Origin of the sequence: Acetobacterium wieringae (assembly GCF_001766835.1) — a bacterium.
Lineage (GTDB): Bacteria > Bacillota > Clostridia > Eubacteriales > Eubacteriaceae > Acetobacterium > Acetobacterium wieringae.
In genome coordinates this window covers 48,159-61,687 of the sequence record NZ_LKEU01000010.1, presented here as the reverse complement: position 1 = coordinate 61,687, position 13,529 = coordinate 48,159, and the positions used below count along the sequence as shown (strand labels likewise).

Here is a 13,529-nt window from a genome sequence, read left to right as displayed (position 1 = left end):
TTTTTTTGTTGTTAATTATTATAAATGTTTGGAGAATAATATGAACCATTCACGAGTTATTATCTTGGCAGCCGGAGAAGGATCCCGGATGCGCTCCCAGAAGCCCAAGGTACTTCATCAGGTTTGTGGGGAGAATATTCTGGATTATGTGATAGCGGTCAGCAAGGCTTCAGGAATTTCAGAAATTGGCGTAATTATTGGGTTTCAAGCCGAACAGGTTAAAGCAAGCCTGTCACCAGAGATTGCCACCTATTTCCAGCAGGAACAATTGGGTACGGGACATGCAGTTATTCAGGCGTTGCCTTTTTTTGAAGAACTGCAGGGAAATCTGATTGTGCTGGTCGGCGATGCGCCACTGATTCAAGCAGAAACCCTGACCGGTCTGATTGCTGCCCATGAAAACGGTGGCTATGCCGCCACGGTGTTGACGGCAGAATTTGCAGAGCCCAGCGGCTATGGCCGGATGATCAAAAACAGCGCCGGGGAGCTGCTTAAAATTGTTGAAGAAAAAGATGCGACTCCGGTTGAAAAACAGATCAAAGAAATCAATTCCGGGATGTATTGTTTTGATGCCCAGAGTTTGATTCTGGCGCTTAAGGAACTAAAAACCGACAATATTCAGGGTGAGTATTATCTCACCGACGTTATTGAAATCCTGCGGAGAATGGGAAAAACGACCGGCACCTATGTGACGCCGGATCCCGAAGACATCCAGGCCATTAATTCCCGGGTACAGCTGGCTGAAGCTGAAGCAGTGATGCGAAAACGGATCAATAATAAACTGATGGAGACGGGCGTGACCTTTATCGATCCGGCCACCACCTATGTTGGCGCTCGGGTTATTGTTGATCAGGACACGGTGCTCTATCCCGGGGTCATACTGGAAGGTCAGACGAAAATTGGAAAAGATTGTGTCATTGGTGCAAATAGTCGGTTAGTTGACGCAAAAATTGGGAATAATGTTACTATTCAGAATTCCACAATACTGGATAGTAGCGTTGACGAGTACACCAGCGTTGGACCATATGCATATATTCGGCCGGGAAGCCAGATTGGTAAGCATTGCAAGGTTGGTGATTTTGTGGAAGTTAAGAATTCCACCATGGCAGATGGCGCCAAAGCCTCTCACCTGACCTATATTGGGGACGGGGATGTTGGTGAGAATGTCAACCTCGGCTGCGGGACGGTGTTTGTCAATTATGATGGCAAGAAAAAATACCGAACCGTTGTCGAAAAAGATGCCTTTGTTGGCTGTAACACGAATCTGATTGCCCCGGTTACGGTAAAAGAGGGGGCCTATATCGCCGCCGGATCGACCATCACTGACGATGTTCCGGAAGATAGTCTGGCGATTGCCAGAGCCCGACAGGTCAACAAGGTAGGCTATTTAAAAAAATAGCCGTTCACATCATTTATAATAGAAAAATTGAGAAAATTAAGAAGAGGTAAGAAACGCATGGATGGAAAGTATAGTGGAATTAAGATTATTGCTGGGAACTCAAATATTGCTTTGGCACAGGAAATTGCCGAATATTTAGAAGTTCAGCTGTGTAACGCTGAGGTGGTTTCCTTTAGTGACGGGGAAATCGGCGTTAATGTCTTTGAATCGGTTCGGGGGGCCGATGTTTTTGTGATTCAGTCGACTGGAACCCCAGTAAATGAAAATCTGATGGAATTACTGATTCTCATTGATTCCATGAAACGTGCTTCGGCCGGACGAATTAATGCTGTAATTCCTTATTATGGTTATGCCCGACAGGATCGGAAGGCTAAATCCCGGGATCCCATCACAGCTAAACTGGTGGCAAACCTGTTAACCACCGCTGGAGCCGACCGGGTTATCACCATGGATCTTCACTCCAACCAGATTCAGGGTTTCTTTGATATTCCCCTGGATCACTTGTCCGGTAGCGCTTTGATTACAGAGTATTACCGTGAAAAGAAACTGGAAAACATGGTTGTGGTTTCCCCGGATGTGGGCAGCGTCAAGCGTTCCAGAAAGCTGGCCAGAAGTTTGAATTGCCCGTTTGCGATCATCGACAAGGAACGTCCCCGTCCCAATGAAACCGCAGTTATGAATGTTATTGGGGATGTTAAAGGGAAAAACTGTATCATGATTGATGATATGATTGATACAGCGGGAACGATCACCTCCGGTGCTAATGCGCTGATTGATTTGGGCGCCAGTTCGGTCTTTGCGGCCTGCAGCCATGGGGTGTTTTCCGGTCCGGCGATTCAGCGGATTCAGGATTCGGCTATTGAAGAACTGGTTACCCTCAATACCCTGATTATTCCCAAGGAAAAACAGATCGACAAGATAAAGATTTTATCCACTGGAACTCTTTTTGGTCGGGCGATTGACTATGTCCATTTTGGTCGATCACTGAGTAAGCTTTTTGTGGGAAGATACGTTTAGGGTTTGCAATGCATCTGATTGTTGGATTGGGAAACATTGGCAAAGAGTACGATGGAACCCGGCATAATATCGGCTTTGAAACCCTTGATTATCTCAGTGATAAAAAAGGGATTGCCATCACCAAGAAAGAACAGCATGGCTTAACCGGGGTCTATCGTGAAGCAGGGCATAAAATTATGCTGGCCAAGCCGACTACCTACATGAATAACAGTGGACTTTGCGTGGCTGGGCTGATGAATTTTTATCAGATTCCGCTGGAGAATCTGCTGGTGATCTATGATGATATCGACCTGGCGATTGGGGATGTACGGATTCGCCAGCGGGGCAGCGCCGGAACCCATAACGGGATGCGATCGATTATCCAGCATCTGGGCAATCCCGATTTTCCCCGCATCCGGATTGGCATCGGCCGCCCCCGACTGGGTTCGGAGTTGGTGCACTATGTGTTGGGACGTTTTCCTAAAAGCGAATTTCCAGCCATGGAAAACGCCGTGTTGGAAGCGGCCAAAGGGGTGGATATTTTTGTCAAGCAGGGTGTTGATCTGGCGATGAACCAGATCAATGTGCGAAAAAAGACTGAAAGATCTAAAGAAGATAAGACTAAAGAATCCAATGTACCGGAAATATCAGAGTAAAAGACGATAAAAGAGCAGGACTTAGACGTGCGAAAAAGAATACAAAACAGGGGCCCGGGTTTAAAACCCGGGCTATCCGTGTTTTAAAATGAAAGAAGAGAGTATGGAATTACTTTATCAAAACCTGTTAAAGGGTGAAACGATCCAAACCATTTTGAATAACCTGACCCCGGGAGAAATCATTAATCTTTCTAATGTTAACAACAGCTTTAAAGAAGTGCTGACCGGGCTGATTGTAAGCCAGCAGTCAAGGCGAGTTCTTTATGTTACGGCAACCGATTATCAGGCCCAGAAGACAGCTGAGAATCTGGAGAGACTACTCGGGGATCAGGTGCTTTATTTCCCGGCCGAGCCAATTCATGATTATTTTGCTGATGTCCACAGTCAGGAAATTAATCATCAGCGTTTGCGGGTATTCGAAAAGTTATTATCTGATGACCATTTTGTGGTGGTGATGGGCGCAGAAACATTGTTAAAAAAACAAATGCCCCGAGAGAGATTTAAAGAGCTGAGTTTTTCCCTGGCAGTGGAGGACAGCTGGGATCCGGTTGAATTGACGAAGCGCCTCTATGAATTGGGGTATGAGTCAGTATCCCAGGTCGAGGCCCGGGGCCAGTTTGCTCGCCGGGGCGGGATCATTGATGTGTTCTCCACGACCGGTGGGGAAGCCTACCGGATTGATTTTTTTGGTGATACCATTGAATCGCTTAGAACCTTTGATCCCCAAACCCAGTTATCAACCGACTCGCGTAATCAGGTGACGATTTTTCCGGGGCGGGAAATTATTCTGGCGGATGATGAGCGCGTAAAAGCCCAAAAGCAGATTAAAAAAAATTATGGTGATATTCCCGGTTATCAGACGCTGGTTGAACGGCTCAACGAAGATCCGGGAAGCCACGACGAAACGCTCTTTGCCTTTATCAAGTCTGAGGGAATGCTCACCGATTATCTGGGAGCTGCGCTGGTGATCTGGGATGAGCCGCCCCGCATTAAGGAAGCCCAGACCGTTTTTGTCAATAAGTTGCACAGTGATTTTCAGACCCTGATGGACGAACAGTTGATGTTTTCAGAAGAAAAAAACAAATTTAATTCTTTTTCAAAAATTGAGAAAGTGCTGGAGATCCAGGCGCAGTTAAAGCTCCATTTATTTACGTCCCGGGGCAAAAAAGGAATAAGCCTGGATTTAGCGGTCAAAGAAAACGATGCGTTTTTAGGTCAAATGCCGCTATTTATTGAATTTGTTCAAAAAAAGCTCAAACAGGATGCGATCATTCATTTACGGGCCCAGGATGAAGCGGGTATCGAAAAGCTAAAAAAAATATTGACGGATGCGGATATTCACCGCTTTACCAATCAGGCCCTGCCGGGAGTTCAGCTGGTCACTGGCGAAATCAGTGGCGGGTTTGAATTGACAAATGAAAAGCTGATTTGTATCAATCAAAGTGAAATCATCAAAGAATCGACCCAGCGGAAAAAGCGCCGCCGTCAAAAGGGGCGTAAGATCGATTCCTTTACCCAATTGAATCAAGGGGACTTTGTAGTTCATGATACCCACGGCATCGGGGTCTACCGGGGGATTGAACAATTAAAAATCGATGAGACGATTAAAGATTTATTGGTCATTGAATATGCCAATGAAGCCAAATTTTACTGTCCGGTGGATCAGCTCGATGCCATCCAGGTTTATGTGGGAACCGGCGAGAAAAAGCCGAAGATCAACCAGTTGGGGACGAATGACTGGAGCAAGTCTAAATCCCGGGTCAAAGCGGCTGTTGAAGAAATGGCCGATGAGCTGATTGCATTATATGCCAAACGCCAGAATTTAAAGGGCTATGCCTTTGGTCCGGATTCCAGCTGGCAGCAGGAGTTTGAAGATTCATTTCCCCATGAGGAAACCAACGACCAGCTTCAGGCGGTGGATGAAATCAAGGAAGATATGGAATCTCCCCGACCGATGGATCGGCTGCTCTGCGGGGATGTCGGTTATGGTAAAACCGAGGTCGCTTTGCGGGCGATCTTTAAGGCGGTGATGGAGGGCAAGCAGGTAGCTTTTCTGGTGCCCACCACTATTTTAGCGCAGCAGCATTACCAGACGGCGCTGGAGCGCTTTAATAAATATCCAGTCAGCATTGGCCTGCTCAGCCGCTTCCGGTCAAAATCTGATCAGGATAAAACCTTAAAACAACTGGCTGCCGGTCAGGTGGATCTGATCATCGGTACACACCGGCTTTTATCAAAAGACGTGATCTTTAAAGATCTGGGCTTACTGGTTGTTGATGAGGAACAACGCTTTGGGGTTGGTCATAAGGAGCGGATCAAGCAACTCAAAGAAAATGTCGACGTCCTTACCCTCAGTGCCACCCCGATTCCCAGGACCCTGCACATGTCAATGATCGGGGTTCGGGATATGAGCGTTATCGACGAGCCCCCGGCGGGCCGTCGACCAGTTCTGACCTACGTAATGGAATACAACGAAGCCATTATCAAAGATGCGATTGAACGGGAACTGGCCAGGCGGGGTCAGGTCTATTTTGTTCACAACCGGATTCATGATATCTTTGAAGTGTCCAGAAAAATTCAAAAACTGGTTCCGGAAGCCCGAATTGTCGTGGCCCATGGTCGGATGACTGGTCAGGAACTGGAAGACATTATGGTTGATTTCTTGGAACAGGAATTTGATGTTCTGGTGACCACCACCATTATTGAATCGGGACTGGATATAAAAAATGCCAATACCCTGATTATTGACAATGGTGATTATATGGGGCTGTCCCAATTATATCAGCTCCGGGGACGGGTCGGGCGATCGGATGTTCAGGGTTATACCTATGTGACCCATCGGCCCAAGGTGCTCTCGGAAATTTCCCAGAAACGCTTAAAAGCCATCAAAGACTTTACCGCTTTTGGTTCGGGCTTTAAAATCGCCCTTCGGGATCTGGAAATCAGAGGCGCCGGCAATATTCTGGGAGCAGCCCAGTCCGGTAATCTGGCCACCATCGGTTATGAACTCTATTGTCGGATTTTGGATCAGGCCATCCACGAACGGTTGGGAAAAGAAATGGATTTCTCAGCCAGCGAGCTATTAATCAACCTCAATGTCAGCAGCTATATTCCTGAAAAATATATTGCGGATGAGGAATTAAAATATGATATCTACAAGAAGCTGTCATATGTCAAATCCCAGGCAGATTATGACGAACTGGAAGATGAACTGTTGGATCGCTTTGGGGAAATTCCGGATGGGGTTTATAACTTGATGTCACTGGCAATGATTAAACACCTGGGCCGAATGCTGGGAATGACTGAAATCCGGGAGCGCGGCAATTCAGTGTTATTCACCTTTGACAGTGCCAGAGAAATACCCATTCCTGATCCGGAACTGATGAAGGAACTGTTTAATCGCTATAATATTAAGTTTAATGCCGGTAAAGGCGATCAGATCCGTTGGCGGATCGTATTAAAACATGAGCGGGACCAGACCTATCTCAAAGCCCTGGGTGAATTTCTGGGCCAACTGGTTCCGGCGAAGAATTAAGGTAAAGTCCAGTTGTCGTGTGTTAAACTGGGCAAGGTCTTAATTATATGATATTAATAAAAGAAGAGGAGAACAACAAAAATGAAGAAATCTCGTATTCTGGCTTTGTTGCTGACTGGTGTTATCAGTGTCAGTCTTTTTGCCGGAGGTTGCAGTTTGGTTAAGGTAAATCCTGAACAGGATAAGAAGGTGGAGATCGCCGTTATTGATGGTACCCCCTTGTTAAAAGAGAATTTTAACAACTACATGGCATATTACCAGATGTATTTTGATGCCAGTGGTATGACATTCCCCACCGATAAAGAGCTGACCCAGTTGAAAAAAGATATCCTGGACGATTTGGTACGGGTTGAAACCCTCACCGCCAAAGCCAAAAAAGATGGGGTGACCGTCGATGAAACCGGGATCGCGGCCAATGCAACCAGTATGCTGGAATCACTAAAAACAACCCTGGGCGAAGAAAAATATGCCTCTGTTTTAGAAACGTATAACACGGATGCCGCTTCTTTCGAGGCATTTTTAAATAAATTCCTGTTGGATTACAGCTATGCCAACACCATGGAAACCAATTATAACAACACCTTAAAGGCGGACCCCAGTAAAGAGCTAAATACAGTTGTTGGAACCGTTGGTAAGGATGAAGTAAAAAAAGATGTTTATAACTATCGGTTGGCCAACGAGGAATTACTGACCTATTATCAGACGCAACAGGCCCTTAAAACTGATGATGAAACCATGAAAACAACCAATGAAACCATCTTTAACACCATTGCCGAACAAAAAGCGCTGGCTCAGTATGCCGAAGAAAAGAAACTGACAACGGATCAGACAAATATTGATAGCTATGTGACTACCCAGGAAGCGTTTATCAATTATCTGTTGCCAGGGGACGAAGCACTGCAACAGTTTCTCGATACAAAATTCTTGACCATTGCTCAATTTAAAGAATTTATGAAACAGGATGCCACGGCATCAGCCGTTTCTAAAGCAGTACAGGCAGATCTGGAAAGTACTGTAAAAGTGACGGATGGCGAAATCAAAAAATACTACGATGAAAACAAAGCTTCCTACGATACCAGCACCGTTTCCGCCAAACATATTTTAGCCAGCGAGCAAGCCTTGGCGGATCAGGTTTACGCTGAAGCCAAAAATGCTAAAACGGTCGAAGAATTTGATGCGATTATGGCTAAATACCAGACCACCGAGGGAATTCAGGAAGCTGCCGATCTGGGGGCGTTTACCAAGTCAACCATGGTATCTGAGTTCTCAGATGCCGCCTTTGGTATGGATGTCAATACCGTCAGCGAGCCAGTTAAAACCGACTATGGTTACCATGTCATTTATGTCTATGATAAAAAAGATGGAGAAACTCCGAGTCTGGAAGATAAAAAAGAAGAAATAACCGAAACATTAAAAAGCGAAAAAGTTACGGAAGAATTTGATAAGCTTAAAACCAAGTTGATGAACAAATTCAAAGTAAAAATTAACGACATTGTTACTCCGGCTGACGCTTATCTGGAAGAGTTAAAAACTGAATTAAATGTCAAAGTATATGAAAATAAAATCTAGTATCATCTAAGCATAACCCACAAAAAGCACTGAGTTTCAGTGCTTTTTGGTTGTGTATGAATAGTTGATAAGATATAATAAAAAACAATCTGCAAAACGCTATTGGGTGTTTGCAACACTGTAAAAAAGAGGTTTATCTATGTCTGAGCGAACATCAAATTACTTAAAGGGTGCCAGTATCCTGGTTGCGGCAGGGATCTTATCGCGGCTGCTGGGCCTCTTTTTTAAGATTCCCCTGTACCAGATGGTAGGTAGCTATGGAAATGGGATTTACGGAAATGTCACCAGTATCTATAACCTGCTGTTGATGGTTTCGACGGTGGGCTTTCCGGTGGCCATCTCTAAAATGGTGTCTGAGAGCATTGCTCAAAATGAATATGCCACCGCCCATCGGGTATTTAAGCTGTCGATCCTGATTCTGACAGTTTTGGGGACGTTATCGAGTTTATTTTTATTTTTTGGAGCGGAATGGATTATCGAAACGGCAAACTGGACGGCAGAAAGCTATCCGGCTTTGGTGGCCATTGCTCTGGCGCCTTTGTTTATCGCTTTTGTATCGGCCTTTCGAGGCTTTTTTCAGGGATTCCAGATCATGACTCCGACCGCTGTTTCCCAGATTCTTGAGCAGATTGTCCGGGTTTTTCTGGGTGTTTTGCTATGTTGGGTTTTTGTGGGTCAATTTGGCATTGGCCTTGGCGTCGGTGGAGCGGTTTTTGGGGCGACTGCCGGTGGTCTGGTGGCGGCTATTTTTTTAGCGTATCTGTACTACAATTTTGCAACAAAAAATAAACGGCTGCTTAAAACAAGAACCAAAAAACGGCAGCGTTCCAACCGGGCCCTGCTGAAACGGCTGGTGATCATCTCGATTCCGGTGACCTTGACATCGGCCCTGGTAGCGATGTTTTCGACGGTTGATTCGTTTATCTACGTATCCCGCTTGGCGGTTGCTGGTATTGATGAGGTTACCGCCACAATGATGTTTGGTGATTTTACCAATGCTGAAATATTGATTACCATTCCGCTGATTATTAGCGGTAATCTGGCAGTAGCAATGATCCCGGCGATTTCGGAATCCTTTGCGATGCGGGACCGCAAAGCCATGAATCAAAAAATTGTGTTGGCGATCCGGGTCATTCTGTTGGTCGCTTTTCCCTCCTGTATTGGTTTGTCGGTGCTATCCTACGGCATTTTTGATCTGCTTTTTCCGGGATCACCCTATGGGGGCTTTATTTTATGCACCTTTTCCTATGCAACGATTTTTATGATGCTTTCCAATACCTTTCAGAGCATCCTTCAATCCATCGACCGGTTTCGCATTCCGCTGATCAATCTGGGGGTGGCCATTATTATCCGCTTTATCACCGGCTGGATATTTTTGTCGATTCCCTTTTTCAATATTCAGGGGATTGTCATCAGCAGCATGATTACCTTTATTTATCTGACAGCGGCCAACTACGCCTCGGTTAAGCGTTACACCCATATCAAGGTGGATTTTATCCACACTGCCTTAAAACCATTGGTTGCTGCCATCGTGATGGGAATTGCCGTGTTTTTTGTCTACAAGGGAATTGCAGCCCTGCTGGGTGGATTTATGGGGATTATCATTGCGGTATCCATTGGTGTCTTTATTTACTCCTTTGTGCTGGTTTTAATCAAAGGTATAACGGCAGACGAAATCAGAGTATTGCCGGGAAGTCGCACCCTGCTTCGCTTTTTTCATTGGCTCGAGCGATTGGTGCCCGGTCGTAAAAAAAGGCGGATCAGACATCAATAACCGATCAAGAAAGGAAACAAACACATGCATCATATTGATATTGTTGGATTAGGCCCGGGTAGTCCCGGCCAGATCACCCTGGAAACATTAACGTTATTAAAAGACGCAAGTCCTAATTTTTTTAGAACAACAATCCATCCGGTGATGGATTTTATTCGGCAGGAAGCCATCACTTACCAAAGTTTTGACTGTTATTATGAGCAGGAAAACTCGTTTGAAGCGGTTTATGATCAAATCGTTGCGACTCTGATTGAGACTGCCAAGACAAATGAAAAATTGGTTTATGCAGTTCCCGGAAACCCGCTGTTTGGTGAAAAAACCGTTGAGAAATTGATCGTTGCAGCCAAAGCTGCTGGCATTAGTTATCGGATTTATCCCGGGGTGAGTTTTGTCGACGTGACGCTCAACAGTCTGGAAGCGGATCCGATCAATGGGCTAAAAATCATTGATGCCTTTGATTTATTCAAAAATCCTCCGGATCCTCGAATTGGCACCTTAGTGACCCAGGTGTACGATCGACATATGGCTTCGGAGCTCAAACTCCAATTAATGGAAATCTATGACCCGGAAAAAAGGGTGGTTTTGTTGATTAACTCCGGGATTCCCGGGGCTGAAAAATCAATGGAAGTTTACCTTTATGAACTTGATCGCATCGATGACATCAATCATTTGACCAGCCTGTTCATTCCCGCCGAAATTGATGTCTATCAGGGATTTCAGGGCACCGTCGAGCTGATGAAAGCACTGCGGGCAAAGGAAGGCTGTTCATGGGATCGCAGCCAGTCGCATGAAAGCTTGAGAAGCTATCTGCTGGAAGAGAGTTATGAGGTACTGGAAGCCATCGATAATCAGGACTGGGATAATCTGGCTGAAGAGTTGGGCGATGTTTTGTTTCAGATTGTCTTCCATGCTGAAATTGCCAGTGAGGCCGGTCGTTTTAACATCAACCAGGTGATTGCTGGAATCAATGAAAAAATGATCCGGCGCCATCCCCATGTTTTTATCGACAAGGCCAGCTTTGATCCGGATCAGGTCGAAACCAACTGGGATGCCATTAAACGGCTGGAAAAGGGCGAGTCGATAGCTGCGCAGGAAAATCCCGGACTGGCATCTGAAATGAAAAAAATTCCCAAAGCTCTGCCGGCTTTAATGGAGGCCTATAAGGTTCAGAAGAAGGCGGCTAAAGTCGGCTTCGATTGGCCGGAGCCAACGGCTGCCCTGGAAAAAATCGATGAGGAAACCCTTGAACTAAGAGCAGCAATGGCGGAAAATGATCCCCAAAAGGTTGCTGAAGAACTGGGAGATCTGCTTTTTTCAGTGGTTAATGTATCCCGATTACTCAAATTACAGCCCGAACTGGTATTAAGAAAGGCGACAGAAAAATTCATTGCGCGCTTTGGAAAAATGGAAGAAGTTGCCAGTCAAGAGAATAAATCACTAAATGACTATACTTTTGAGGAATTAGATGAGGCCTGGAATCGGTCAAAAGGGCTTTAATAGTGGAAAAAGCCGAAAAAAGCAAAAAAAACTTGTAATTTGCTGGTGAACACGCTTATAATATTACAATAGAATACTGGAAACTATCAGATGGAGGAAAAAATGAACAAATCAGAATTAATTGCCCAAATGGCAGAAAAGTCGGGTTTATCAAAAAAAGATTCAGAAAAAGCATTAGGTGCTTTTTTGGACACAGTGGTAGATACCTTGAAAAATGGAGACAAGGTGTCATTAGTAGGTTTTGGAACCTTTGAGGTTAGAGAACGTGCAGCACGTACAGGTCTTAACCCACGAACAAAAGAGCCCATCGAAATAGCAGCCTCTAAAGCCCCTGGCTTTAAAGCGGGTAAAGGCTTTAAGGATGAAGTAAATAAGTAAGCAAAGTTACAGAAGCCGGGGCGATGCTCTGGCTTTTTGTTTTATCAGTGGTTTTAGTTTTAAGCTTTTTGATTTAGAATAATGAGGACTACATGAGAATTGATAAATATTTAAAAAACGCCAGAATTATTAAACGTCGAACCGTGGGAAAAGACGCCTGTGACGGCGGGCGGATATCCATTAACGACAAGGTGGCTAAACCGGGTGACCAGGTGAAACCCGGAGATATTATTACCATCCGTTATGGTGACGGAGAACAAAAGGTGGAGGTTCTTGAATGCCTGGAACATGCTCCTAAAGATAAAGCAGGAGATATGTATCGGGAATTGTAGGGCAGGCCTGCCGGAAATGAAGAAGCGAAGATGAATGAAAAAACGAGAAACCTGATCAGACGTCGAATCATCATTGCCCTGGCAATTATCGGGACAATTTTGTTTACCGTCTACATCTATCTGGCCAATGCCATAAAAATCTATGAGTTGGATCAGCAAAAGATCCAAATTAGCCAAGAAATCGAAAATGAAAAAATAAGAAGTAATCAATTAGATGAACAGGTTAAACAGATGGGCAGCAAGAATTATGTGGAGAATTTTGCACGGCGATATCTAGGTTTATATTATCCGGATGAAACCATCGTCATTGTGGAAACCCAGAAAGATGCTGCAGAAAGCGATGGGCAAACAGTTGAACAATAAATGCAACAGTAATTTAGATGGTAGTAAACTTGATTTGATTGAACGAAAAGAAAAAAAACGCCATCTGGCGGTGATTGATATAGGAACTAATTCCACCCGAATGCTGATTTTTCGAAATGACCAGGGAAAACTGGTGCGGGTCAACAAATCGGTTCGTTATACCCGGATGGGCCAGGGAGTCAATCAAACCGGACGGCTTCATCCCGATGCCGAAAAAAGAAATATGGAAGCCCTGGAAGAGTACAAAAATATCGCCGCCGATTATGGGGTGGAAGCGTTTTATTTGTTTGGTACCAGTGCCATGCGGGACGCCGATAATACAGCGGCCTATCTTGAGGCAGTTAAAGAAAAACTGGGATTCGAAATTGAGGTGATTTCTGGTGAAGCTGAAGCAGAGCTTGGTTTTGTTGGGGTGTCTCAGTGCTTTGAAGAAAAAATTCTGATTTTTGACATTGGTGGCGGTAGTACCGAATTTATTTATGGCGAAGATAATGAAATAAAAAGAATGATGAGTATTAATCTGGGCTGTGTTCGCTGTACCGAAGAATTTATTTTTTCTGATCCACCAACCTTTCAGGAATTGGAGCGGATGAATGAGAAAATTTATGCCGAGTTTGAAAAAAAGACACATGGATTTTTGCCGACCAAACCCTATAAACTCATTGGTATTGGTGGAACGGCCACCAGTTTATCAACGATCAAACAGGAACTGAAGACCTATTGCAGTGAAATGGTTCATCAGAGTACCATTACTAAAGATGAGCTGGAACGTATGATTGATAGTTTAGCCAGTAAAACCATCAAGGAGCGACAAAATATGGTGGGGCTGGAAGCCAAACGGGCTGATATTATTTTAGCCGGGGCTTTTTTACTTTTGAATATTTTTAAAATCACCGGGGAAACTGTTTTTACCGTCTGTGATTATGATAACCTCGAAGGCGCAGCATACCGCCATTTTGTCATGGAAAATAAATAGAAATATTTTTTTCAAAAAAGCTTGACATTATCTATGGATGGGCGTATAATAACA

General features: G+C 44.6%; 11 protein-coding genes. All 11 read left to right on the top strand.

The genetic code is table 11. The features are described 5' to 3' along the window. The first annotated feature begins 40 nt into the window (after positions 1-40). The 11 genes from glmU (at position 41) to ACWI_RS00720 (ending at position 13,475) form a co-directional block, all read left to right on the top strand. A complete protein-coding gene (glmU, locus tag ACWI_RS00770) occupies positions 41-1,399 on the top strand; it encodes a bifunctional UDP-N-acetylglucosamine diphosphorylase/glucosamine-1-phosphate N-acetyltransferase GlmU (RefSeq protein WP_070369523.1) in 1,359 nt (452 codons plus the stop codon). Between the two features lie 57 nt (positions 1,400-1,456). Further along, positions 1,457-2,416: a ribose-phosphate diphosphokinase gene (locus ACWI_RS00765; RefSeq protein WP_070369522.1), complete on the top strand. Its 960-nt coding sequence runs from the start codon at positions 1,457-1,459 to the stop codon at positions 2,414-2,416. An 8-nt stretch (positions 2,417-2,424) separates the two neighbouring features. Next, entirely contained in the window at positions 2,425-3,051 is a 627-nt protein-coding gene (gene pth, locus ACWI_RS00760) for an aminoacyl-tRNA hydrolase (protein WP_070369521.1), read from the top strand. A gap of 103 nt (positions 3,052-3,154) precedes the next feature. After that, the gene (gene mfd, locus ACWI_RS00755; protein WP_070369520.1) at positions 3,155-6,586 is read left to right on the top strand and encodes a transcription-repair coupling factor; all 3,432 of its coding nucleotides are present in this window, start codon (positions 3,155-3,157) and stop codon (positions 6,584-6,586) included. Positions 6,587-6,667: 81 nt separating this feature from the next. Next, positions 6,668-8,155, top strand: a complete 1,488-nt coding sequence (locus ACWI_RS00750; RefSeq protein ID WP_070369519.1) for a peptidyl-prolyl cis-trans isomerase — start codon at positions 6,668-6,670, stop codon at positions 8,153-8,155. A gap of 139 nt (positions 8,156-8,294) precedes the next feature. Then, complete coding sequence (locus ACWI_RS00745) at positions 8,295-9,929, top strand: putative polysaccharide biosynthesis protein (protein WP_070369518.1); 1,635 nt, start codon at positions 8,295-8,297, stop codon at positions 9,927-9,929. Between the two features lie 24 nt (positions 9,930-9,953). Continuing rightward, positions 9,954-11,426 carry a bifunctional methyltransferase/pyrophosphohydrolase YabN gene (gene yabN, locus ACWI_RS00740; protein ID WP_070369517.1) on the top strand — a complete coding sequence of 491 codons (1,473 nt, stop codon included), beginning with the start codon at positions 9,954-9,956 and terminating at the stop codon, positions 11,424-11,426. A 90-nt stretch (positions 11,427-11,516) separates the two neighbouring features. Then, entirely contained in the window at positions 11,517-11,804 is a 288-nt protein-coding gene (locus ACWI_RS00735; protein WP_014357319.1) for an HU family DNA-binding protein, read from the top strand. 92 nt (positions 11,805-11,896) lie between these two features. Then, on the top strand, positions 11,897-12,136 hold the full coding sequence (locus ACWI_RS00730; RefSeq protein ID WP_070369516.1) for an RNA-binding S4 domain-containing protein: 240 nt from the start codon (positions 11,897-11,899) through the stop codon (positions 12,134-12,136). Between the two features lie 30 nt (positions 12,137-12,166). Next, entirely contained in the window at positions 12,167-12,499 is a 333-nt protein-coding gene (locus ACWI_RS00725; protein WP_070369515.1) for an FtsB family cell division protein, read from the top strand. Continuing rightward, positions 12,462-13,475 (top strand): Ppx/GppA phosphatase family protein, encoded by a 1,014-nt coding sequence (locus tag ACWI_RS00720; RefSeq protein ID WP_242871552.1) that lies wholly within the window; start codon positions 12,462-12,464, stop codon positions 13,473-13,475. The genes ACWI_RS00725 and ACWI_RS00720 overlap by 38 nt, the downstream gene beginning before the upstream one ends. Positions 13,476-13,529 lie beyond the last annotated feature (54 nt).